Source organism: Pseudomonas sp. S2_C11, from assembly GCF_054668395.1.
This window is the reverse complement of record NZ_CP162765.1, coordinates 754663-777295: the sequence shown is the minus strand read 5'-3', so window position 1 is coordinate 777295 and position 22633 is coordinate 754663. Positions and strand designations below refer to the sequence as shown.

Genomic DNA, 22633 nt, shown 5'->3' with positions numbered 1-22633 from the left:
GCATCCACCCGCGCGCGATGGCCGCGCGGGTCCATCAATGCCCGCAGGCTCGCCCGTGACCACTCTCAATCAACCTGAAACGCCCAAACCGGCCATTCGCAGCGTGCTGGTCGCCTTGATGATGGCGATCTTCCTCGGTGCGCTGGACCAGACCATCGTCGCCGTATCGATGCCGGCGATCTCCGCGCAATTCAAGGACGTCAGCCTGCTGGCCTGGGTGATTTCCGGTTACATGGTGGCGATGACCGTGGCGGTGCCGATCTACGGCAAACTCGGCGACCTGTACGGGCGGCGCAAACTGATGTTGTTCGGCATGGGCCTGTTCACCCTCGCCTCGCTGTTCTGCGGCATGGCGCAGAGCATGGAGCAACTGGTGCTGGCGCGGATCCTTCAGGGCATCGGCGCCGGCGGCATGATCTCGGTGAGTCAGGCGATCATCGGCGACATCGTCCCGCCACGTGAACGCGGGCGCTATCAGGGTTACTTCAGCAGCATGTACGCCGTGGCCAGCGTCGCCGGCCCGGTGCTCGGCGGCTACATGACCGAATACCTGTCGTGGCGCTGGGTGTTTCTGATCAACCTGCCGCTGGGGCTTGGCGCGTGGTGGGTGGCACGGCGCAACCTGCGCGGCTTGCCGATTCCGCAGCGCAAACCGGTGATCGATTACCTCGGCACGGTGCTGATGATCATTGGTCTCACGGCGTTGCTGCTCGGCATCACCGAAGTCGGCCAGGGTCATTCATGGCGCAGCGGCGAAGTGCTCGGCCTGTTCGCCTGCGCCGTGGTGGTGCTGGCGCTGTTCGTCTGGCATGAACGCCGTGCACGTGAGCCATTGCTGCCGATGCACTTGTTCACCAATCGCAGCGCGCTGCTGTGCTGGTGCACGATCTTCTTCACCAGTTTCCAGGCCATCTCGCTGATCGTGCTGATGCCATTGCGTTTCCAAAGCGTCACCGGCGCTGGCGCCGACAGCGCAGCGCTGCACTTGCTGCCATTGGCGATGGGCTTGCCGATCGGTGCCTATTTCGCCGGCCGCCGCACCTCGATTACCGGACGCTACAAACCGCAGATTCTCACCGGGGCGATCCTCATGCCGATCTCGATTCTCGGCATGGCCTTCAGTCCGCCACAAGCAACGCTGCTCAGCGGTCTGTTCATGCTGCTCAGCGGCATCGCCGGCGGCATGCAGTTCCCGACCTCGCTGGTCGGCACGCAAAACTCGGTGGAACAACGCGACATCGGCGTCGCCACCAGCACCACCAACCTGTTCCGCTCACTGGGCGGCGCGGTGGGCGTGGCGTTGATGTCGGCGCTGCTGCTGGCGTTGCTGCACGATTCCAGTTTCGCCCACCTGGCGAACAGTTCGCTGATCAGCGAAGGGCATTCGGGCAACGTCCTGCTCGATGGCCTGAACGCCGCACCCGGTGAAGCGCAGAACGCTTTGCGCGCGGAGCTGCTGGTGACCTTCCGCCACTTGCTCTGGGTCAGCACGGCAGTGTCGTTGCTGGGGCTGGCAGCGGCGATTGCCATGCCGAACAACCTGCTGCGCGGACGGGAGCACGGCGCGAAATAATTGCCGCAACAAATACCACTGTGGGAGCGAGCCTGCTCGCGAATGCGCGGTGTCAGCCGACACATAGCTGAATGACACACCGCTTCGCGAGCAGGCTCGCTCCCACAAGGGAACGGTGTTCGCTCAAGGGCTGTAATAACCCACCGCGACGAGGAAATGCCCGACCTTTTTCAGGTACGCATGCTTGTCCTCGATCTTGCCGGTCACCGGGTTTTTCCAGCGGTATTCGTATTCGCCTTCATCCTGCTTGCCGATCAGCGCCAGAATCGGCTCGCCCACCGGTTTGCCTTCCGGGTCCTTGACCTTGCCAAAATCAGTGTTGATCAAGCGCAGATTGGTGCCGTGGGCGACATAACGCTGGTTGTTCAGATCGACCACGAAGACATACAGGTCATCCTGCAGGTATCCGCCCTTGAGCGAGTTGATCGCCACCAGCGTGCCCTTCTCGTCCTTGCCCAGATCCGTCGCGGCTTTGTCCAGCAAGGCCTTGGCCTGCTCAGCCGAAGCCCGTGGCAAGTAGTAACCCACCGCGAGAATCCGCTGCCCGACGCGCTGATAAAACACATGCTTGCGCTCGACCTTGCCGTCGGCCCAGTTCTGCCAGCGGTATTCGGCCTGCTGGATGCCATTGCCTTCCGGCACTTTCAGCGCATCCTTGAACGCCTTCTGCAGATCCGGTCCGAGGACTTCGCTGACATCACGGCCGATCAGCGCCGATGACGGCCCGCCACTGGCAAGCATGACGCCTTTGGTGTCGAGGACGAACACGTAGCGATCCTTGTCGACGAACTCACCCTGGCGGCTGAAGGCGGCGAAGGCCTTGTCGCCATTGTCGTGGTAGTAGGCCAAGGCTTTTTCCAGCAGGGCGATGGCCGCCTGACTGTCATCCTTGGCGGCGGTGGCGGCGCTGGCCTGGCCGAAACCGGCCAGCAGAATCAGGCCGAGCCAGGCCACTTTATGCAAAAACCCCATAGCGCATCCCTCGTTCTTTTTGGTGTCTCAAGAGCGTAGACGGCTTGGGCTGATGTACGAGTATTCAGAATGATGCAGGGGATTACAGGCCCCTGTGGTGAGGGGACAAAGCCCTCCGGGCAACAGATCAGTCGCTACGGGCGGGAATTGATCTGCTGCTGGAGATTCTGGATCTGCGCCTGCAAAGTGTTGAGGTTGCGGGTCATCTGCGCGCGGAACGCATCGAACTCGGCGGTATTGCCGCCACCCTGCGGCGCTGCCGGGCGATTGTCCTGCTGACTTTTCAGCACGACGATGTCCTGCTCCAGACGATCGATCGCCGCGCTCGGGTTGCCCTGTTTCTTCAGCGCGGCGATATCGGCACCGAGGCTTTTGAACTGGGCGTCGAAGGCTTTCAACTGCGCATCGACCTTGCTGGTATCGGCCGGGGTGCTTTTGATGGTCGCCAGCTCGGCGCTCAAGGCTTTGACCTGAACCTGCAACTGCGTATTGGCGTTCTGCTGTTCGGTGGTCTGCGCGGTCATTTGCGCCAGCCGCTTGTCCAGCTCACTGGCCTGCCCGGCCACGCCTTGCTGCTGCTTGCTCTGGTCGAGCAGCTTGCCTTCGAGTTGTTTGATCTGCAGCTTCAGCGCTTCGCTGTCACTGTTGACGTTGCTCTGGCTGGCGACGACCTTGCCGGAAATATCCTGCAGGCGCCCCGCCGCTTCTTCGCTGATGCGGGCGAAGCTTTCCTGGGTGGCGACCAGTTGCTGTTCCATCAGCGAGATCTGCTGGAAGCTCCACCAGGCCAGACCGATGAAGGCGAAAAACAACGCACCGACCAGCGCCCACAGCGGCCCGGTGCTGGCGGCCCTGACCTTGATCACTGGCGCCGTGCGCGAATGCACGGAAGTGCGGGGGCCGGGCGCGATGTCATCGTCGTCGAACGGGTCAGCGCGCAGGCTTGGCACGTTATCGAAATCGTCGTCGTGGGCATCGTTTCGCATAGACATTGAGGCAACCTTTGGCAAACGCGGTGATGGCTAAATGCTGCGAAGTATAACCGCCGCAGCCGCAGGCATTGACCCTCAACCCGCAAGGCGGTTCATTGCCGCCCGGCCGAATCGTTTCAACGGATGTCCTGGGCTTTCCACCACGCACAGAACTCATCGAGGGCAGCCCAGAGGCTGACTTTCGGATCGTAGTCGAGATAATGCCGGGCGCGGCTGATGTCGAGGGTGAAATTTTTTTTCATGACCTGCATGCCCAGGCGCGACAGGGTCGGCTCCGGGCGTCCCGGCCAGAGCATGCACGCGCCTTCGTTGAGCGCCGCGACGCTGTACGCGAGACCGTAGGAGCGATATTTGCGCACCTGATCGACGTCCATCCGCCGCATCACGTAATTGACCACGTCCCACAGCGGCACCGGCGTACCGTTGCTGATGTTGTAAGCCTTGCCGAGCGCAGAACCTTGCGCCAACAGGCTGCTGAGCATGGCTTCGTTGAGGTTCTGCACGCTGGTGAAATCGACCTTGTTCAAGCCATTGCCGATGATCGCCAGCCGGCCCTTGCGTTGCATCTTCAGCAGGCGCGGGAAGATGCTCATGTCGCCGGCACCGGTCACGAAACGCGGGCGCAGGGCGATGGTTTCCAGACCGAATTCCTGGGCACCGAAGACTTTCTGCTCGGCCAGATACTTGGTCGCGGCGTAGGGATGCTTGAAGCGTTTGGGCACTTGCTCTTCGGTCAGGCCTACATGGTCGCGGCCATCGAAATAGATCGATGGCGACGACAGATGCACCAGCCGCCGCACCCGCTGCTTGAGGCAGGCTTCGACGACGTTTTCGGTGACTTCGACGTTGCCCTGATGAAAGTCCTGATAACGCCCCCACACACCGACAGCACCGGCGCAATGCACCACGGCCTCGACATCGCTGCACAGATCCCTCACCAGATCGGCGTCGCTCAGATCGCCCGGCACGAACTCCGCGCCCCGGCGCACCAGATGTTCGACGCTCTCGGCCCGGCGACCGTTGACCCGCACTTCAAGGCCCTGCTCCAGGGCGAAACGCGCAAAGCGCCCGCCAATAAAGCCGCTGGCGCCGGTAACCAAAATCTTCATCAAAAACTCCAGGGAAGCAGCTGCAAGCTTCGAGCTTTCAGCTGCAAGTTGAAACGGTGCGTGTTCTTGCCGCTTGCAGCTTGACGCTTGATGCTGCGTTCAAGCCACTAGCCATTGCTTTGAGGAGCGCAGCAGTTGTTCGGTCAGTAGATTGAGCAACTGGCCGCCATTGCGCCAATGATGCCAGTACAGCGGCACGTCGATCGGTTTATCTGGCAGCAATTCGCGCAGCACCCCGCGTTGCAATTGCTCGCGCACCTGCAGTTCCGGCACCAGGCCCCAACCCAGACCGGCTTCGGTCAGGCGGATAAAGCCTTCGGAGGACGGACATAAGTGATGTTCAAACGCGCCGTCGACGCCCAACAGCGCCAGATAGCGATGCTGAAGGAAATCGTCCGGACCGAACACCAGCGCCGGGGTGCGCGGCAGCTGTTCGGCGCGCACGCCTTCGGGAAAATGCCGAGCGAGGAAGGCTGGACTGGCCAGCGCCCGATAACGCATGGCGCCGAGCAATACGCTGCGTGCGCCGGCCACCGGCCGCTCGCTGGCACACAGGCATGCGGCCACTTCACCGGCACGCATGCGCTTGAGGCCAACGGTCTGGTCTTCGACGATCAGGTCGAGCAACAAATGCTGCTCGGCGCAGAAATCGCCGACGGCCTCGGCCCACCAAGTGGCGAGGCTGTCGGCGTTGAGGGCGATGCGCAGGCGATCGGGCAGGCCTTCTTCGTCCAGCGCCGGCACCACTGATTGCAAGTCGCGCTCCAGCAGACGCACCTGCTGCACATGGTTGAGCAAGCGTCGGCCGATCTCGGTCGGCGATGGCGGTGTTTCGCGCACCAGCACTGGCTGGCCGACCCGCGCTTCAAGCAATTTGATGCGCTGGGAGATCGCCGACTGCGACAGGCCGAGCACCTGTGCGGCGCGATCGAATCCGGCCTGCTCGACCACAGCGGCGAGCGCGGAAAGCAATTTATAGTCGAACATCAGTTTTCCTAATGGGCGATCAGCACTATTGGTTTTTCTTATACAGCGTCACACCGGAGAATAGCCAGCAAGCACTCTCTTTCAAGGATCTCTCCCATGTGGCAAAGCTACGTAAACGGCCTGTTGGTGGCGTTCGGCCTGATCATGGCGATCGGCACGCAGAACGCTTTTGTCTTGGCGCAAAGCCTGCGCCGTGAACACCATTTGCCGGTGGCGGCATTGTGCGTGGTGTGTGACGCAATTCTGGTCGCGGCCGGGGTGTTCGGCCTGGCGACGATCCTCGCGCAGAACCCGACCCTGCTGGCGATCGCCCGTTGGGGCGGTGCGACGTTTCTGATCTGGTACGGCAGCCAGGCACTGCGCCGGGCCTGCTCGAAACAGAGCCTTGAGCAAGGCGAGAACCAGAGCGTGCGTTCGCTGCGCGCAGTGATGCTCAGCGCGCTGGCGGTGACCTTGCTCAACCCCCACGTTTATCTCGATACGGTTTTGCTGATCGGCTCGCTGGGCGCGCAGCAATCGGTGCCGGGCGCTTATGTGGTCGGCGCGGCGAGTGCCTCGCTGTTGTGGTTTTTCACCCTGGCCCTCGGCGCGGCGTGGCTGGCACCGTGGCTGGCCCGCCCGAGCACGTGGCGCATTCTCGATCTGGTGGTGGCGTTGATGATGTTCGCCGTCGCCGCGCAGTTGATCATCGCCGGATGATTTATTCGCAAAGGCTCTGGAACCTCTATCCCACACAGTTGTTGCGTGGTTAAGGCGCGACCCCGGTGCTATGATCCGAACCCTGCGCCGCAAAGAGTAAAAACTCGCCGGTGCATTTCCGGCCGCCCGTGATCGGCCTTGCGCTCACCGCAACAGACCTGATTAGGAGAATCATCATGGCTTTCGAATTGCCGCCGCTGCCTTACGCACACGATGCCCTGCAGCCGCACATCTCCAAGGAAACCCTGGAGTTCCACCACGACAAGCACCACAACACCTATGTCGTGAACCTGAACAACCTGGTGCCAGGCACCGAGTTTGAAGGCAAGACCCTGGAAGAAATCGTCAAGACTTCTTCGGGCGGCATCTTCAACAACGCCGCTCAGGTCTGGAACCACACCTTCTACTGGAACTGCCTGGCGCCAAACGCCGGCGGTCAACCAACCGGCGCACTGGCAGATGCCATCAACGCAGCGTTCGGTTCGTTCGACAAGTTCAAGGAAGAATTCAGCAAAACCTCGATCGGCACCTTCGGTTCCGGCTGGGGCTGGCTGGTGAAAAAGGCTGACGGTTCCCTGGCCCTGGCCAGCACCATCGGCGCCGGCAACCCGCTGACCAGCGGCGACACCCCGCTGCTGACCTGCGACGTCTGGGAACACGCTTACTACATCGACTACCGCAACCTGCGTCCGAAGTACGTTGAAGCGTTCTGGAACCTGGTCAACTGGAAGTTCGTGGCCGAGCAGTTCGAAGGCAAAACCTTCACCGCTTAAGCTGCGCGCCAGATGAAAAACCCGGCTTCGGCCGGGTTTTTTTATGCCCGGCGCATGGCGTTTCTCGCACGGTAAAAGCAGCTTCGCGCCGTTTGCCGCCAGCCCCCAGCCGTCTACCATCACAGACAGGAAAAAATCTTTGGCCCAGTGCTCAAGTTGAAGGCAATTGCAACCGACACAGTTAATTCAGAGCTATTACTCAAATGACGACATTGCGGCCAGGATCACGGCGACTTTTCCCGTGCCCGATTGTCCCTTTGACTGCCAACCCGGGATTGCCAATACTCATGGCAACTTGACGCTACCCGCACGGAACAAGGAATAACCCTTTGAAGCTGGAACTCAAGAACAGCTTGTCGGTGAAGTTGCTCCGGGTCGTGCTCCTGTCGGCATTGATCGTAGGCGTAGTCTTGAGCTGCGCGCAGATTGTCTTCGATGCCTACAAGACCCGTCAGGCGGTTGCCGGCGACGCCGAGCGCATCCTCGACATGTTCCGCGATCCATCGACCCAGGCCGTGTACAGCTTGGACCGGGAAATGGGCATGCAGGTGATCGAAGGGCTGTTCCAGGACGACGCCGTGCGTCAGGCCTCCATCGGCCACCCCAACGAAGCCATGCTCGCGCAGAAATCCCGCGAACTGCAGCATTCCAATAGCCGTTGGCTGACCGACCTGATCCTCGGCCAGGAACGCACCTTCACCACGCAACTGGTCGGCCGCGGCCCCTACAGCGAATACTACGGCGACCTGAGCATCACCCTCGACACCGCCACCTATGGCGAAGGGTTTATCGTCAGCTCAGTGATCATTTTCATTTCCGGGGTGTTGCGCGCACTGGCATTGGGGCTGGTGCTGTATCTGGTCTATCACTGGCTGCTGACCAAACCGCTGTCGCGAATCATCGAGCACCTCACCGAGATCAACCCCGATCGTCCCAGCGAGCACAAGATTCCGCAGATCAAGGGCCACGAAAAAAACGAGCTGGGCCTGTGGATCAACACCGCCAACCAGTTGCTCGAGTCCATCGAACGCAACACCCACCTGCGCCACGAAGCGGAAAACAGCCTGCTGCGCATGGCCCAGTACGACTTCCTCACCGGCCTGCCGAACCGCCAGCAATTGCAGCAGCAACTGGACAAGATTCTCGTCGATGCCGGAAAATTGCAGCGCCGCGTCGCGGTGTTGTGCGTCGGCCTGGATGACTTCAAGGGCATCAACGAGCAATTCAGCTACCAGACCGGCGACCAATTGCTGCTGGCCCTGGCCGATCGTCTACGTGCCCACAGCGGTCGCCTGGGCGCCCTCGCTCGCTTGGGCGGCGATCAGTTCGCGCTGGTGCAGGCCGACATTGAACAGCCTTACGAAGCAGCGGAACTGGCGCAGAGCATTCTCGATGACCTCGAGGCGCCCTTCGCCCTCGACGATCAGGAAATCCGCCTGCGCGCGACCATCGGCATCACCCTGTTCCCCGAGGACGGCGACAGCACCGAGAAGCTGTTGCAGAAAGCCGAGCAGACCATGACCCTGGCCAAGACCCGCTCGCGCAATCGCTATCAGTTCTATATCGCCAGCGTCGACAGCGAGATGCGCCGTCGTCGCGAGCTGGAAAAGGATTTGCGCGATGCGCTGATCCGCGACCAGTTCTACCTCGTCTATCAGCCGCAGATCAGTTATCGCGATCACCGCGTGGTTGGCGTCGAAGCGCTGATTCGCTGGCAACATCCGGAACACGGGCTGGTGCCGCCGGACCTGTTCATTCCGCTGGCCGAACAGAACGGCACGATCATCGCCATCGGCGAGTGGGTGCTCGATCAGGCCTGCAAGCAATTGCGCGAATGGCACGATCAAGGTTTTGTCGATTTGCGCATGGCGGTCAATCTGTCCACCGTGCAACTGCACCACGCCGAGCTGCCACGGGTGGTCAACAACCTGTTGCAGATGTACCGCTTGCCGCCGCGCAGTCTGGAACTGGAAGTCACCGAAACCGGCCTGATGGAAGACATCACCACCGCCGCCCAGCATCTGCTCAGCCTGCGCCGCTCCGGCGCGCTGATCGCGATCGACGACTTCGGCACCGGCTACTCGTCCCTCAGCTATCTGAAAAGCCTGCCGCTGGACAAGATCAAGATCGACAAAAGCTTCGTGCAGGACCTGCTCGATGACGACGATGACGCGACCATCGTTCGGGCGATCATTCAACTGGGCAAGAGCCTCGGCATGCAGGTGATTGCCGAAGGCGTGGAAACCGCCGAGCAGGAAACCTACATCATTTCCGAGGGTTGCCACGAAGGTCAGGGCTACCACTACAGCAAACCGCTGCCGGCGCGGGAGCTGGGTATTTACCTCAAGCAGGCGCAACGCAGCAACGCGGCTATTTTATAAGATCGCAGCCTTCGGCAGCTCCTTGTATGTTCCCCACACACCAGCATGAATGAGATCTAAGCTCGCTGGTGCGACATACGAAGATGTGTTTCTGGGGGAGACCGATCGCTCCTTAAGGCAGGACTTGCTCCTGACCTTGTATGTAGAGAGGTCCCCCCGCCTCATTGCCCACCACGAAGAGTATCGAGAAGCCGACGAGTCGGACTTCGCATTACAAGGTTGCAGTGGCATGAAGTTCGAGGTCAGGGGAACCAGGAAGCATTTTTAACTCAGTTCTCTTGGAGTTGAAAGCATGAACATGCACGTCGGCTTGGATGTGGGATCTCGCACTACAGCGATGGGCTGGCGCAATGGCGGCCGCTTTGCAGGTCAGTGCAATATCGACCAGACACCGGCGGGGCGCAAAGCTGCTGTCGGCAAATTGCTTGAGCTCAAGCCTATGTCTGTGGTGATGGAAGCCACAGGAATCTACTATCTGGACTTGGCCATGGAGCTCGCTGCGGCGGGTTTGCCAGTCTCGGTTATCAATCCGAAGAGTTTTCACAACTTTGCAAAACTGATGCTGAAAAACAGCAAAACGGACGCAATCGATGCCCAGTTATTAGCTGAGTACGGCGAACGCATGAGCCCAAGGTTGTGGACGCCGCCCACTTCAATACAGCTTGAGCTACGCGCTATCGGTCGCCACATCAATCGTTTGACGGGTCATCGCACCCGCGCCAAAAACGAGCTGCATGCACTAAAAGCCACTCAAACAACTCTTCTGATGCTGATTGAAGACGAAGAAGAAGCCATCAACGCCTTTGACAAACGAATCGAGCGTTTCCGACTAGCGGGTCGTGCATTGATCGACAACTGCCCAACGTTGAGCGCCCAGTTCGCCCACATGATCGCCGCCCCTGGCATGGGTGAGATCTCAGTATTTGCGGCGCTGGCTGAACTGACGACCTTACCGGTAACGCTCAAGTCAGCGCAGGTCAGCCGCCATGCCGGACTCGATGTCCGACTCACGCAATCAGGCACCAGCATTGATAAACCCGGCCGGATAAGTAAGGGCGGCAATGCCTATTTGCGATCAGCGATGTACATGCCTGCGCTGACCGCCATACGTTGCGACCCGAACGTTAAAGCGTTTTACGAAGCCTTGGTGGCTCGAGGAAAGAGGAAGATGCAGGCTATTGTCGCAGTCATGCGCAAATACCTGACCGGACTATGGGCCTGCATGCGGGCAGGCGAAGACTTCAGTACAGCCAAGCTTTTTAGCGATAAACACACCCAAAAAGCTTGACCGTGAACAGAGTATCTACATTTGAAATGCGTTCCCCCTGTAGGAGCTGACGAGTGAAACGAGGCTGCGACTTTTGATTTTCATGCGCAAATAAGAAATATTTCCAAGCACGCCTTTACACATAATGCGAAAGATTTGCATTATGTCGCAGTTTTGCGCGCCACCGGCGCCAGTCCATTCAACTACCGAAGCAGGATGTTCGCCATGATTCGTATGCCTCTGGCTACCGCCAGTCTGCTGGCCATCGCTATTTCCCTCGCCGGTTGCGGCGAAGGCAAGGACAAAGAAAAAGCCTCCGAAATGACTCCGGCTTCCAGCAGCGCTGCTCCAGCCCCTGCCGCTGCACCGGCTCCTGCTGCCGGTAAAGTTGACGATGCTGCCGCCAAGGCCGTGGTCGCGCACTATGCCGACATGGTCTTCGCCGTTTACAGCGATGCCGAATCCACTGCGAAAACCCTGCAAACTGCGGTCGACGCGTTCCTCGCCAAGCCGAATGCTGACACCCTGAAAGCCGCCAAGGCTGCCTGGGTTGCCGCGCGCGTGCCGTACCTGCAGAGCGAAGTGTTCCGCTTCGGCAACACCATCATTGACGATTGGGAAGGTCAGGTTAACGCCTGGCCGCTGGACGAAGGCCTGATCGACTACGTCGACAAATCCTACGAGCACGCACTGGGTAACCCGGGCGCCAGCGCCAATATCATTGCCAACACCGAAGTGCAGGTCGGCGAAGACAAAGTCGACGTGAAAGAGATCACCCCGGAAAAACTCGCCAGCCTCAACGAGCTGGGCGGTTCCGAAGCCAACGTCGCCACCGGCTACCACGCGATCGAATTCCTGCTCTGGGGCCAGGATCTGAACGGCACCGGCCCTGGCGCTGGCAACCGTCCGGCCTCGGACTACCTGGAAGGCGCCGGCGCCACCGGTGGTCACAACGAGCGTCGTCGCGCCTACCTGAAAGCCGTGACCCAACTGCTGGTCAGCGATCTGGAAGAAATGGTCGCCAACTGGAAGCCGAACGTGGCCGACAACTACCGCGCCACCCTGGAAGCCGAGCCAGGCGAAACCGGCCTGCGCAAAATGCTCTTCGGCATGGGCAGCCTGTCCCTGGGTGAACTGGCGGGCGAGCGCATGAAGGTTTCCCTGGAAGCCAACTCCCCTGAAGACGAGCAGGATTGCTTCAGCGACAACACCCACTACTCGCACTTCTACGACGCCAAAGGCATTCGTAATGTTTACCTGGGCGAGTACACCCGTGTTGACGGCACCAAGATGACCGGCGCCAGCCTGTCGTCGCTGGTGGCCAAGGCCGACCCGGCTGCCGACACCGCGCTGAAAGCCGATCTGGCCGCGACCGAAGCGAAGATCCAGGTCATGGTCGATCACGCCAACAAGGGTGAGCACTACGACCAGTTGATCGCTGCCGGCAACACCGCTGGCAACCAGGTCGTTCGCGACGCCATCGCCGCGCTGGTCAAGCAGACCGGCTCGATCGAAGCCGCTGCGGGCAAACTGGGCATCAGCGACCTGAACCCGGACAGCGCCGATCACGAATTCTGATCGCAGCGTCCGCGTCAAAAAGAGGCGACCTTCGGGTCGCCTTTTTCATTATTGGCACACCACTATCCCTGTGGGAGCGAGCCTGCTCGCGAAGGCTTGATCCGGCGCAGCATTTTCAGCGCGTCGGGCATCGCTTTCGCGAGCAGGCTCGCTCCCACAGTGTTGGCATGCGCTTAAAGGCTTGCGCGATATCAAGCAAACGATAATTCCTCTTATTCAAACTCCCCCGCCCTGTTAGACTTTGCGCCTTCATTTTTGCCCGTCCGCAGGATGTCTGATGCCCTCGCTGCCTCTTCGCTTGTCCGCACTGTTGCTGGCCCTGGGCCTGAGTGCCTGCGATGACGCCCCGCGTTTCACCAAGGCCGAGCCGGGGGAAGCGCGTTCGGGCGGTGCGGCGACCGTGCGCAAGAGCGATCAGAACGCCTTCTCCCTGCCATCGGCCAACTTGCCGCCCTCGCGGCGGGTGGACTTCAGTGTCGGCAACAGTTTCTTTCGCAGCCCGTGGGTGATCGCGCCGTCGACCACCACGGCGCGCGACGGTCTCGGCCCGTTGTTCAATACCAACGCCTGCCAGAATTGCCACATCAAGGACGGTCGCGGTCATCCGCCGGCACCTGATGCAAGCAATGCAGTGTCGATGCTGGTGCGCCTGTCGATTCCCGACGCGCCGCCCTACGCCAAAGTCATCCAACAGCTCGGCGTGGTGCCGGAGCCGGTATATGGCGGGCAGTTCCAGGATATGGCCGTGCCCGGGGTTGCCCCGGAAGGCAAGGTGCGGGTGGACTACACGCCGGTGCCGGTACGCTTCAAGGACGGCACTGAAGTCGAGCTGCGCAAACCGACCTTGCAGATCACTCAACTCGGTTACGGGCCGATGCACCCGGACACGCGTTTTTCCGCGCGGGTGGCGCCGCCGATGATTGGTCTGGGCCTGCTCGAAGCGATCCCCGAAGAGGCGATCCTCGCCAACGCCGCCGCCCAGGCGAAAGAGAGCAACGGCATCAATGGCCGACCCAACCAGGTCTGGGATGACCAGTTGCAGAAAACCGTCATCGGCCGGTTCGGCTGGAAAGCCGGGCAACCGAATCTCAATCAACAGAATGTTCATGCGTTCTCGGGGGACATGGGCCTGACCACCAGCCTGCGGCCGTTCGACGATTGCACCGAGGCGCAGACTGCCTGCAAACAGGCGCCGAACGGCAATGGCCCGGACGGTGAACCGGAGGTGAGCGACAACATCCTGCGGCTGGTGCTGTTCTACAGCCGCAATCTCGCAGTGCCGGCGCGCCGTGGCGTCAACGATCCACAGGTGCTGGCCGGCAAGAATCTGTTTTTCCAGGCCGGTTGCCAGTCGTGCCACACGCCGAAATACACCACTGCCGCCGATGCCGCCGAACCGGAACTGGCCAATCAGGTGATTCGTCCATACAGCGACTTGCTGCTGCATGACATGGGCGAAGGCCTGGCGGACAACCGCACCGAATTTCAGGCCTCCGGCCGCGACTGGCGCACGCCGCCGTTGTGGGGGATTGGTCTGACGCAAGCGGTCAGCGGTCACACCCAGTTTTTGCATGACGGTCGCGCACGCAACCTGCTCGAAGCGGTGCTCTGGCATGGCGGCGAGGCGACGGCGGCGCAGCAACAGGTTTTGTCTTTCAATGCCGAGCAGCGCGCTGCGTTGCTGGCTTTTCTGAACTCACTTTAAATACTGTAAAAGCATCGGGAGCCCGACATGTTCCGTCCCAAGTTACTGTTCACCAGCCTTGCCGCGCTCGCCCTCGGCGCCTGCTCGCCGCAGGACCCGCAAGCGGTCACTTCGGCGGCGATCGCCAAATCGGTGATCCTGCCGACCTACACTCGCTGGGTCGAAGCCGACCGGCAACTGGCGGTCAGCGCCCTCGCCTACTGCCAGGGCAAAGAGACCCTGGAAACCGCCCGTGCCGACTTCCTTCACGCGCAGAAAGCCTGGGCCGAGTTGCAACCGCTGTTGATCGGGCCGCTGGCCGAGGGCAATCGCTCGTGGCAAGTGCAGTTCTGGCCGGACAAGAAAAACCTCGTCGGCCGTCAGGTCGAGCAATTGGTCGTGGCCCAGCCGCAGATCGATGCCGCAGCGCTGGCCAAATCCAGCGTCGTGGTGCAGGGCCTGTCGGCTTACGAATACATCCTCTTCGACGCCAAGCCTGACGTCGCCAACGACGCGCAAAAAGCCAAATACTGCCCGCTGCTGATCGCCATCGGCGAACGCCAGAAGCAACTGGCCGAAGAAATCCTGCAGGGCTGGAACAACACCGACGGCATGCTCGCGCAGATGAGCAAGTTCCCTAACCAGCGCTACGCCGACTCCCACGAAGCGATCGCCGATCTGCTGCGCGTACAAGTGACGGCACTGGATACCCTGAAGAAAAAACTCGGCACGCCGATGGGCCGGCAGAGCAAAGGCGTGCCGCAGCCATTCCAGGCGGATGCGTGGCGCAGCCAGTCGTCGCTGACGGCGCTGGAAGCCAGCCTTGCCGCAGCCAAAACCGTCTGGGAAGGCGTCGACAACAAAGGCCTGCGCGGTCTGCTGCCGGCCGAGCAGAAACCGTTGGCGGACAAGGTCGATGCCGCTTATGCCGCTTCGCTGAAGCTGTTCGACAGCACCCAGCGTTCGCTCGGCGAAATGCTCGAAGACGACGCCGGGCGCCAGCAACTCAACGATATCTACGACAGCCTCAACGTCGTCCATCGCCTGCATGAAGGCGAGCTGGCCAAGGCGCTGGGCATCCAACTGGGCTTCAACGCCAACGACGGTGACTGATGAGGGCGAGTGCCATGCTGCGACGTCAGGTTCTGACTTTAGGTAGTGCACTGCTGGGAGCAGTGACGCTGGGCGGCTGGACGCTGTTCAAACGCAAGGATCAGAGCCCGCTGTTGCTGTCGGCGCGCGACGATACTGACGGCAAGCATTACGCCGTCGGCTATCGGCTCGACGGTACGCGGGTGTTCGCTACCCACGTCGGCCAGCGTTGTCACGACATCATCAATCATCCGACGCAGCCGCTGGCGCTGTTCGTCGCGCGGCGTCCGGGAACCGAGAGTTACCTGATCGACCTGCGCGACGGCAAGCTGCTGCAGACCGTGACCTCGCAGCCGGACCGGCACTTCTACGGCCACGCCGTGGTGCACAAGGACGGCGAATACCTGTACGCCACCGAGAATGACACGAGCGATCCCGGCCGTGGCCTGCTCGGCGTGTACAAGTTCGAAGGCGAACGGCTGGTGCACACGGGCGAGATTTCCACTCACGGTCTCGGCCCGCATCAGGTGTCCTGGATGCCCGACGGCGAGACGCTGGTAGTGGCCAACGGTGGGATTCGCACCGAGGCGGAAAGCCGCGTCGACATGAACCTTAACGCCATGGAACCGAGCCTGGTGTTGATGCAGCGCGACGGCACGTTGCTGAGCAAGGAAACCCTCGCCCAGCAGATGAACAGCGTCCGCCACCTGGGCATCGCCAGTGACGGCACCATCGTTGCCGGTCAGCAATTCATGGGGCCTTCCCACGAGCGCTCGGAGCTGTTGGCGATCAAGCGACCGGGACAAGCGTTCGTGGCGTTCCCGGTGGCCGAGCAGCAGTTGCAGGCGATGGGGCACTACACCGCCAGCGTCGCGGTGCACAGCGATCTGCGTCTGGTCGCGTTGACGGCACCGCGCGGCAATCGCTTCTTTATCTGGGATCTGGACAGCGGCGAACTGCGCCTCGATGCGCCTTTGCCTGATTGCGCCGGCGTCGGTGCGGTAAAGGATGGCTTTGTCGTGACCTCGGGGCAGGGCCGTTGCCGTTACTACGATTGCCGCCAGGAACAACTGCTGGCCAAGCCGCTGGAATTGCCGGCGGGGCTCTGGGACAACCATCTTCATCTGATGGCCTGATACCCTCCCATTTTTGAGATGGCCCCCCATCCTGTGGCGAGGGGATTTATCCCCGTTGGGTGGCGCAGCCGCCCTTAAAACTGCAATTGCGGTATGACTGATGGATTCAGGGGGCCGCTTCGCAGCCCAACGGGGATAAATCCCCTCGCCACAGGGTTCATATCCGGCCTTCACGTAATAACTGCCAGTTGGAATCCCCACCTGACTCGGAGTAATGTGCCCGCCTGTCTCATGATTTATCCAAGGAAATGGAAATATGCTGCGTCGCCGCATGCTGATCATGTTGGGTGTTGTTTTGCTGATCGTCCTGGTACTGGGCGGATACAAAGCCTTTTCGATCTACACGATGATCCAGGGCTTTTCCAAGCCCAAGCCGCCGATCAGCGTCGCCGTGGCCACTGCCGGCGAACAGCCGTGGCAGATGCGCCTGCCCACCGTCGGCACGCTCAAGGCCCTGCAAGGTGTCGACTTGAGTCTGGAAGTCGCCGGCACCGTCACTGAACTCAAATTCGAATCCGGGCAGAAGGTCAAGGCCGGCCAACCGCTGCTGCAGCTCGACAGCGCCGTCGAGACCGCTCTGCTGGAAACTGCCCGCGCCGACCTCGGTCTAGCGCAGCTTGATTTCGGCCGTGGCGCGCAACTGGTCGACAGCCGCGCGATCTCCAAAGGCGAGTACGACCGCCTCTCCGCCGTGCTGCAAAAGAACAAGGCCACGGTCAATCAGCTCAACGCATCGCTGGCGAAAAAGCGCATCCTCGCGCCGTTCAGCGGCACCATCGGCATCCGTCAGGTCGACGTCGGCGACTACCTCGCCAGTGGCACCAAAATCGCCACGTTGCAGGACTTGAGCAGCCTTTACGCCGACTTCTACGTGCCCGAACAAGCGGTGCCGAAACTCGCTATCGGCCAGCCCGTGCAGTTCACTGTCGCCGCGTATCCGGGACAGAACTTTGTCGGCAAGATCAGCGCGATCAACCCGATCGTCGAAAGCACCACGCGTAATATTCTGGTCCGCGCCACCCTCGCCAACCCCGACGGCAAGCTGCTGCCGGGGATGTTCGCCAGCCTTGAAGTGCTGCTGCCGAATCCCCAGAACCACATCGTCGTGCCGGAAAGCGCGATCACCTACACCCTGTACGGCAACTCGGTGTACGTGGTCGGGCAGAAGAAGGCCGAGGACGGCAGCGTCGCCAAGGATGACAACGGCCAACCGCTGCTGATTGCCGAGCGGCGCTTCGTCGAGACCGGTGAACGCCGCGATGGCCTGGTGATGATCAACAAGGGCGTGCAGAGCGGCGAACAAGTGGTGACGGCGGGCCAGATCAAACTGGACAACGGCGCCCACATTGCCATCAGCGACGACAAGACCCTCGGCGAGCAGAACAGTCCGCCTCGCGCCGACTGATCAAGGAATCCCCATGGCTTTTACCGATCCGTTCATCCGCCGCCCGGTGCTCGCCACCGTGGTCAGCCTGCTGATTGTGCTGCTGGGCTTTCAGGCCTGGAGCAAGCTGCCGCTGCGCCAGTACCCGCAAATGGAAAACGCCCTGATCACGGTGACCACCGCTTATCCCGGGGCCAACGCCGAAACCATTCAGGGCTACATCACCCAGCCGATGCAACAGAGCCTGGCCAGCGCCGAAGGCATCGATTACATGACCTCGGTCAGCCGGCAGAACTTCTCGGTGATTTCGATTTACGCGCGCATCGGTGCCAACACCGACCGCTTGTTCACCGAACTGCTGGCCAAGGCCAACGAGGTGAAGAACAAGCTGCCGCAGGACGCCGAAGACCCGGTGCTGAGCAAGGAATCCGCCGATGCCTCGGCGCTGATGTACATCAGTTTCTTCAGCGAGGACCTGAGCAACCCGCAGATCACCGATTACCTGTCGCGGGTCATCCAGCCAAAACTGGCGACGCTGCCGGGCATGGCCGAAGCGGAAATTCTCGGCAACCAGGTGTTCGCCATGCGCCTGTGGCTCGACCCGGTGAAACTCGCCGGCTTCGGCCTCAGCGCCGCCGACGTGACTGCGGCGGTGCGCCAGTACAACTTCCTCTCCGCCGCCGGCGAAGTGAAAGGCGAGTACACCGTCACCAGCATCAACGCCAACACCGAACTGAAATCCGCCGAGGCCTTTTCGGCGATTCCGCTCAAGGTCGATGGCGACAGCCGCGTGTTGCTGCGTGATGTCGCGCGGGTGGAAATGGGCGCGGAAAACTACGATTCGATCAGCTCGTTCGGCGGCACGCCGTCGGTGTATATCGGCATCAAGGCCACTCCCGGCGCCAACCCGCTGGACGTGATCAAGGAAGTGCGCAAGCTGATGCCCGAGCTGGAAGCGCAGCTGCCGCCGAACCTGAAAAGCGAGATCGCCTACGACGCCACGCTGTTCATTCAGGCCTCGATCGATGAGGTGGTGAAGACCTTGTTCGAAGCGGTACTGATCGTCATCGTCGTGGTGTTCCTGTTCCTCGGCGCGTTGCGTTCGGTGGTGATCCCGGTGGTGACCATTCCGCTGTCGATGATCGGCGTGATGTTCTTCATGCAGATGATGGGTTACTCGATGAACCTGCTGACGCTGCTGGCGATGGTGCTGGCCATCGGTCTTGTGGTGGACGACGCGATCGTCGTGGTGGAAAACATCCACCGGCACATCGAGGAAGGCAAGACGCCGTTCGACGCAGCCCTGGAAGGCGCCCGGGAAATCGCCATGCCGGTGGTGTCGATGACCATCACCCTGGCGGCGGTGTATGCGCCGATCGGTTTTCTCACCGGGCTGACCGGAGCGCTGTTCAAGGAGTTCGCCCTGACCCTGGCCGGCGCGGTGGTGATCTCCGGCGTCGTCGCCCTGACTCTGTCGCCGATGATGTGCGCGTTTCTGCTGCGCCACGAAGAGAATCCCAGCGGCCTGGCCCATCGTCTCGACCGAGTCTTTGAAGGCCTCAAGCGCCGTTATCAAAGCATGCTGCATGGCACGCTGAATACTCGGCCGGTGGTGCTGGTGTTTGCGGTGATCGTGCTGTGCCTGATTCCGGTGTTTCTCAAGTTCACCAAGTCGGAACTGGCCCCGGACGAAGACCAGGGCATCATTTTCATGATGGCCAGCGCGCCGCAGCCGACCAACCTCGACTACCTGAGCACCTACACCGACGAATTCATCACCATCTTCAAGGAGTTTCCCGAGTACTACTCCTCGTTCCAGATCAACGGCTACAACGGCGTGCAGGCCGGTATCGGCGGCTTCCTGCTCAAGCCATGGAATGAGCGTAGCCGCACGCAGATGGAAATCCTTCCCGAGGTGCAGAGCAAACTGGAGAGCATTCCCGGCCTGCAGATCTTCGGTTTCAACCTGCCCTCCCTGCCCGGCACCGGTGAAGGCCTGCCCTTCGAATTCGTGGTCAACACCGCCAATGACTATGAACTGCTGCTGCAAGTCGCCGAGCGCATCGAGAAACGCGCCATGGAGTCAGGCAAGTTCGCCTTCGTCGACCTCGATCTGGCGTTCGACAAGCCGGAAGTAGTGGTCGATATCGACCGCGACAAGGCTGCGCAGATGGGCGTGTCGATGCTAGACCTCGGCAGCACGCTGGCGACCTTGCTGGGCGAGGCGGAGATCAACCGCTTCACCATCGACGGGCGCAGCTACAAGGTCATCGCCCAGGTCGAACGGGCCTACCGCGACAACCCGGACTGGCTGAACAATTACTACGTGAAAAACACCCAGGGCGAATTGCTGCCGCTGTCGACGCTGATCAAGGTCAGCGACCGCGCAAGGCCGCGCCAGCTCAATCAGTTCCAGCAGCTCAACGCGGCGAAGATTTCCGGTTTCCCGCTGGTGAGCATGGGCGAAGCCATCGATACCGTGCTGCAGATTGCCCGCGAAGAAGCACCGGCCGGGTTTGCCTTCGATTACGGTGGTGCCTCGCGCCAGTACGTGCAGGAAGGCAGCGCATTGTGGGTCACATTCGCTCTGGCGCTGGCGATCATCTTTCTGGTGCTGGCCGCACAGTTCGAAAGCTTCCGCGATCCGCTGGTGATTCTGGTCACCGTACCGCTGTCGATCTGCGGCGCGCTGATCCCGTTGTTCCTCGGCTGGTCGAGCATGAACATCTACACCCAGGTCGGGCTGGTGACGCTGATCGGCCTGATCAGCAAGCACGGCATCCTGATCGTCGAATTCGCCAACCAGTTGCGCAAGGACAAGGGCCTGAGCGCCCGTGACGCGGTGGAGGAAGCGGCAGCAATTCGCTTGCGCCCGGTACTGATGACGACGGCGGCAATGGTGTTCGGCATGGTGCCGCTGATTCTGGCAACCGGCGCGGGCGCCGTGAGCCGCTTTGATATCGGCATGGTGATTGCCACGGGGATGTCGATTGGCACGTTGTTTACGCTGTTCGTGCTGCCGTGTGTTTATACCTTCCTTGCTAAGCCAGATGCCAGATAAGCACATTTCCCTGTGGGAGCGAGCCTGCTCGCGAATGCGGTATTTCAGTTGCATTGATGTCGACTGACACACCTTCGCGAGCAGGCTCGCTCCCACAGAGGACGATATGTATCTTGAAAGTTGTTGAATAAAAAAGGCCTCGCAACTGCGAGGCCTTTTATTTGGGCTTGAATCGTGTCAACTGGCTGGCCTCATCCCTTGGGACAGTCCGAACATGAACAACAGCAGATCATGATCGGGCTGGGTTGCCACAGAGGCTTTCGCCACCCGTGGAACCGAACAATGAGCGTCGTTCCCGGACGCCCCTATGACCTGCATGCGCGGCTGCTCCCAGGCAGCCACCGCCAGTGAAGCAACTGCCAAGGCCCCGATCAGGAACAAACCTCGTGCAATTTCGAGTTTCATCGCTATAAACCTTTGATAGCGCTGCCAAACGCCGTCTCATAAAAGTAGACGAGTTTCTTCCAGTCGGCATCGCGGAACGACGAATGGCGACGCAGTTGCTTCATGTCATGCTGCGCGGCGCGATAGGGGGTCAGACGCTGGCGGCACTTCTCCAGATCGATCAACGCCACTTCAACCTGCGCTGCTTCGCCCTCGCCGGTGACGCGAACGAAAACGTGCTTGATGTAAATGCAGCTGTGCTGCCAGCGGCCCTTGTGCATGCGCGCCAGGTTCTCGGCGAGGTCCTTGAGGACTTTCTCGTAAACCACGTCGCCACACTGATCGCGACCACCGGCAGCGGCCAGCCAGCGTTCCAGTTCCTGGAAACCGTCGAGGGATTTGGTGACAAGCAGCGCGCGCCATTTGTGCTGCGGATCCGGCTGGGCGCCGCAAAAGACGATCTGCGGTACGCGCACGCCGAGTTTGCTAACGCCAGTCAGGGCGTCGAGTTCACGCAATACGGTCGGGCGACCGAAGGGGTGCAACCAACTGCGATAGATGTGCCCGGTCTGGCGCTTGGCGTACAAAAGCTGCCCGTCACGGTCGACGATGCGCTGCACCCCGCTTTCGCCACCACGGCGCACATTGGGCTCTTCAACCCATTCGCCGCGCTGGTTCCAGTAATAATCGAAACGATCCTGGGGAGCGACATCCGCTTCAACCGCTGCTTGCACTGCCATCCTCTACCTCTTGCGTAATACGTAAACTCGCCACATCGCATAGAGCGGTATGAAGTCCAGTTGTTCCTGAATGCGGAAACCCGCCTGTTCAAATTCTTTCTCGATCGTCGCCGCCGGAATCAGAAACCGATTCTGGTAATCATGACTTGGCCGATCCCGCTCGGCACGCTTGCGCTTCCAGGCCTTGAAATTGCCGTCGACCCACAACGAAACAATCACGCTGTCACGGGTCACCCGCTCGAACTCGCGCAGGATCACCCGGCGGTGCTCGGCCTCGCCGATGTGGTGCAACAGACGCATGCAAAAGATGCTGTCGACCGAATTATCCGGCAGAGCGATATCGAATGCCGAGGTGTGCAGCGGTTGTACACGCTTGACCACCTCGGCCGGTTGTCCCTGCATCGCGGTCTTGATCATCGATTCGGAATTGTCCGCGCCGATGATCACCCGGTTGGGCTTCTCCGCGAGCATTGGCCAGAAACGCCCGGCACCGCAGGGCAGATCCAGCACCAGCCCGGGATCTCCCGCCAGCGCCAAGGCCTTGCGACCGACTTGCTCATCGCGCAAGTGCGACAGGCGGCGACCAAGGCTTTGCTGGTGCTTGCGCAGATATCGTTGTGCGTGTTGGTCGTCGTACTTTTCGGAAAAATCGAGCTTGATCGGGCCGGCCATCATCTGGACTCCTGTTCTGATGACGCCACCTTAAACAGCGGCGTGTCAGCGTCAGGTCATCCAATTGTGAAAAATCTGTCAGGTAAATCCGTAAATTATTACAACGTTATACAGGATTCAGACAGGTGTACGGGAGTAGCCTCGAGCCA

Annotated in this window: 18 protein-coding genes; 11 read left to right on the top strand and 7 right to left on the bottom strand. The window is 60.8% G+C overall.

What is annotated here, in order from left to right; genetic code table 11:
- The first annotated feature begins 55 nt into the window (after nucleotides 1-55).
- The gene (locus AB4N48_RS03685; RefSeq protein ID WP_252876818.1) at nucleotides 56-1573 is read left to right on the top strand and encodes an MDR family MFS transporter; all 1518 of its coding nucleotides are present in this window, start codon (nucleotides 56-58) and stop codon (nucleotides 1571-1573) included.
- A 123-nt stretch (nucleotides 1574-1696) separates the two neighbouring features.
- Here the strand turns inward: AB4N48_RS03685 and AB4N48_RS03680 are convergent, their stop codons facing one another.
- The 4 genes from AB4N48_RS03680 to AB4N48_RS03665 all read right to left on the bottom strand — a co-directional run bounded on the left by AB4N48_RS03680 (nucleotide 1697) and on the right by AB4N48_RS03665 (nucleotide 5633).
- Nucleotides 1697-2545, bottom strand: a complete 849-nt coding sequence (locus AB4N48_RS03680) for a cache domain-containing protein (protein ID WP_095181439.1) — start codon at nucleotides 2543-2545, stop codon at nucleotides 1697-1699.
- Nucleotides 2546-2679: 134 nt separating this feature from the next.
- A complete protein-coding gene (locus AB4N48_RS03675) occupies nucleotides 2680-3537 on the bottom strand; it encodes an ATPase (protein WP_460094820.1) in 858 nt (285 codons plus the stop codon).
- 116 nt (nucleotides 3538-3653) lie between these two features.
- A complete protein-coding gene (locus AB4N48_RS03670; RefSeq protein ID WP_406227280.1) occupies nucleotides 3654-4646 on the bottom strand; it encodes an NAD-dependent epimerase/dehydratase family protein in 993 nt (330 codons plus the stop codon).
- Between the two features lie 99 nt (nucleotides 4647-4745).
- Entirely contained in the window at nucleotides 4746-5633 is an 888-nt protein-coding gene (locus tag AB4N48_RS03665; RefSeq protein ID WP_041479845.1) for a LysR family transcriptional regulator ArgP, read from the bottom strand.
- A gap of 96 nt (nucleotides 5634-5729) precedes the next feature.
- Between AB4N48_RS03665 and AB4N48_RS03660 the strand changes: the two genes are divergently transcribed.
- The 10 genes from AB4N48_RS03660 (at nucleotide 5730) to AB4N48_RS03615 (ending at nucleotide 20688) form a co-directional block, all read left to right on the top strand.
- On the top strand, nucleotides 5730-6332 hold the full coding sequence (locus tag AB4N48_RS03660; RefSeq protein ID WP_056789970.1) for a LysE/ArgO family amino acid transporter: 603 nt from the start codon (nucleotides 5730-5732) through the stop codon (nucleotides 6330-6332).
- Between the two features lie 176 nt (nucleotides 6333-6508).
- Complete coding sequence (locus AB4N48_RS03655) at nucleotides 6509-7105, top strand: superoxide dismutase (RefSeq protein ID WP_016773431.1); 597 nt, start codon at nucleotides 6509-6511, stop codon at nucleotides 7103-7105.
- A 329-nt stretch (nucleotides 7106-7434) separates the two neighbouring features.
- A complete protein-coding gene (locus AB4N48_RS03650) occupies nucleotides 7435-9486 on the top strand; it encodes a putative bifunctional diguanylate cyclase/phosphodiesterase (protein WP_016773430.1) in 2052 nt (683 codons plus the stop codon).
- Between the two features lie 292 nt (nucleotides 9487-9778).
- Entirely contained in the window at nucleotides 9779-10774 is a 996-nt protein-coding gene (locus AB4N48_RS03645) for an IS110 family RNA-guided transposase (RefSeq protein ID WP_460066159.1), read from the top strand.
- Nucleotides 10775-10978: 204 nt separating this feature from the next.
- Entirely contained in the window at nucleotides 10979-12331 is a 1353-nt protein-coding gene (locus AB4N48_RS03640) for an imelysin family protein (RefSeq protein ID WP_076563990.1), read from the top strand.
- Between the two features lie 277 nt (nucleotides 12332-12608).
- On the top strand, nucleotides 12609-14036 hold the full coding sequence (locus AB4N48_RS03635; protein WP_460094819.1) for a di-heme oxidoreductase family protein: 1428 nt from the start codon (nucleotides 12609-12611) through the stop codon (nucleotides 14034-14036).
- A 27-nt stretch (nucleotides 14037-14063) separates the two neighbouring features.
- On the top strand, nucleotides 14064-15128 hold the full coding sequence (locus AB4N48_RS03630) for an imelysin family protein (RefSeq protein ID WP_460094818.1): 1065 nt from the start codon (nucleotides 14064-14066) through the stop codon (nucleotides 15126-15128).
- Between the two features lie 14 nt (nucleotides 15129-15142).
- Nucleotides 15143-16243, top strand: coding sequence for a DUF1513 domain-containing protein (locus AB4N48_RS03625; RefSeq protein ID WP_056789981.1), 1101 nt, complete (start codon nucleotides 15143-15145; stop codon nucleotides 16241-16243).
- A gap of 256 nt (nucleotides 16244-16499) precedes the next feature.
- Nucleotides 16500-17648: an efflux RND transporter periplasmic adaptor subunit gene (locus AB4N48_RS03620; protein ID WP_460094817.1), complete on the top strand. Its 1149-nt coding sequence runs from the start codon at nucleotides 16500-16502 to the stop codon at nucleotides 17646-17648.
- Nucleotides 17649-17661: 13 nt separating this feature from the next.
- Nucleotides 17662-20688, top strand: coding sequence for a multidrug efflux RND transporter permease subunit (locus AB4N48_RS03615; protein WP_460094816.1), 3027 nt, complete (start codon nucleotides 17662-17664; stop codon nucleotides 20686-20688).
- Between the two features lie 177 nt (nucleotides 20689-20865).
- On the opposite strand, the gene AB4N48_RS03610 is transcribed toward AB4N48_RS03615, so the two are convergent.
- Genes AB4N48_RS03610 through AB4N48_RS03600 form a run of 3 tightly spaced genes read right to left on the bottom strand, consistent with a single transcriptional unit; the run spans nucleotide 20866 to nucleotide 22484 of the window.
- Nucleotides 20866-21093, bottom strand: coding sequence for a hypothetical protein (locus tag AB4N48_RS03610; RefSeq protein ID WP_041479852.1), 228 nt, complete (start codon nucleotides 21091-21093; stop codon nucleotides 20866-20868).
- A 2-nt stretch (nucleotides 21094-21095) separates the two neighbouring features.
- Nucleotides 21096-21812, bottom strand: a complete 717-nt coding sequence (locus tag AB4N48_RS03605) for a lipopolysaccharide kinase InaA family protein (RefSeq protein WP_460094814.1) — start codon at nucleotides 21810-21812, stop codon at nucleotides 21096-21098.
- Nucleotides 21813-21815: 3 nt separating this feature from the next.
- Nucleotides 21816-22484: a class I SAM-dependent methyltransferase gene (locus AB4N48_RS03600; protein WP_041480029.1), complete on the bottom strand. Its 669-nt coding sequence runs from the start codon at nucleotides 22482-22484 to the stop codon at nucleotides 21816-21818.
- Nucleotides 22485-22633: the final 149 nt, after the last annotated feature.

Excerpts from the sequence above, each read along its gene's own strand:
- AB4N48_RS03680 (WP_095181439.1), bottom strand. The coding sequence starts at position 2,545 with ATGGGGTTTTTGCATAAAGTGGCCTGGCTCGGCCTGATTCTGCTGGCC.
- AB4N48_RS03675 (WP_460094820.1), bottom strand. The coding sequence starts at position 3,537 with ATGTCTATGCGAAACGATGCCCACGACGACGATTTCGATAACGTGCCA.
- AB4N48_RS03670 (WP_406227280.1), bottom strand. The coding sequence starts at position 4,646 with ATGAAGATTTTGGTTACCGGCGCCAGCGGCTTTATTGGCGGGCGCTTT.
- AB4N48_RS03665 (WP_041479845.1), bottom strand. The coding sequence starts at position 5,633 with ATGTTCGACTATAAATTGCTTTCCGCGCTCGCCGCTGTGGTCGAGCAG.
- AB4N48_RS03660 (WP_056789970.1), top strand. The coding sequence starts at position 5,730 with ATGTGGCAAAGCTACGTAAACGGCCTGTTGGTGGCGTTCGGCCTGATC.
- AB4N48_RS03655 (WP_016773431.1), top strand. The coding sequence starts at position 6,509 with ATGGCTTTCGAATTGCCGCCGCTGCCTTACGCACACGATGCCCTGCAG.
- AB4N48_RS03645 (WP_460066159.1), top strand. The coding sequence starts at position 9,779 with ATGAACATGCACGTCGGCTTGGATGTGGGATCTCGCACTACAGCGATG.
- AB4N48_RS03640 (WP_076563990.1), top strand. The coding sequence starts at position 10,979 with ATGATTCGTATGCCTCTGGCTACCGCCAGTCTGCTGGCCATCGCTATT.
- AB4N48_RS03635 (WP_460094819.1), top strand. The coding sequence starts at position 12,609 with ATGCCCTCGCTGCCTCTTCGCTTGTCCGCACTGTTGCTGGCCCTGGGC.
- AB4N48_RS03630 (WP_460094818.1), top strand. The coding sequence starts at position 14,064 with ATGTTCCGTCCCAAGTTACTGTTCACCAGCCTTGCCGCGCTCGCCCTC.
- AB4N48_RS03625 (WP_056789981.1), top strand. The coding sequence starts at position 15,143 with ATGCTGCGACGTCAGGTTCTGACTTTAGGTAGTGCACTGCTGGGAGCA.
- AB4N48_RS03620 (WP_460094817.1), top strand. The coding sequence starts at position 16,500 with ATGCTGCGTCGCCGCATGCTGATCATGTTGGGTGTTGTTTTGCTGATC.
- AB4N48_RS03615 (WP_460094816.1), top strand. The coding sequence starts at position 17,662 with ATGGCTTTTACCGATCCGTTCATCCGCCGCCCGGTGCTCGCCACCGTG.
- AB4N48_RS03610 (WP_041479852.1), bottom strand. The coding sequence starts at position 21,093 with ATGAAACTCGAAATTGCACGAGGTTTGTTCCTGATCGGGGCCTTGGCA.
- AB4N48_RS03605 (WP_460094814.1), bottom strand. The coding sequence starts at position 21,812 with ATGGCAGTGCAAGCAGCGGTTGAAGCGGATGTCGCTCCCCAGGATCGT.
- AB4N48_RS03600 (WP_041480029.1), bottom strand. The coding sequence starts at position 22,484 with ATGGCCGGCCCGATCAAGCTCGATTTTTCCGAAAAGTACGACGACCAA.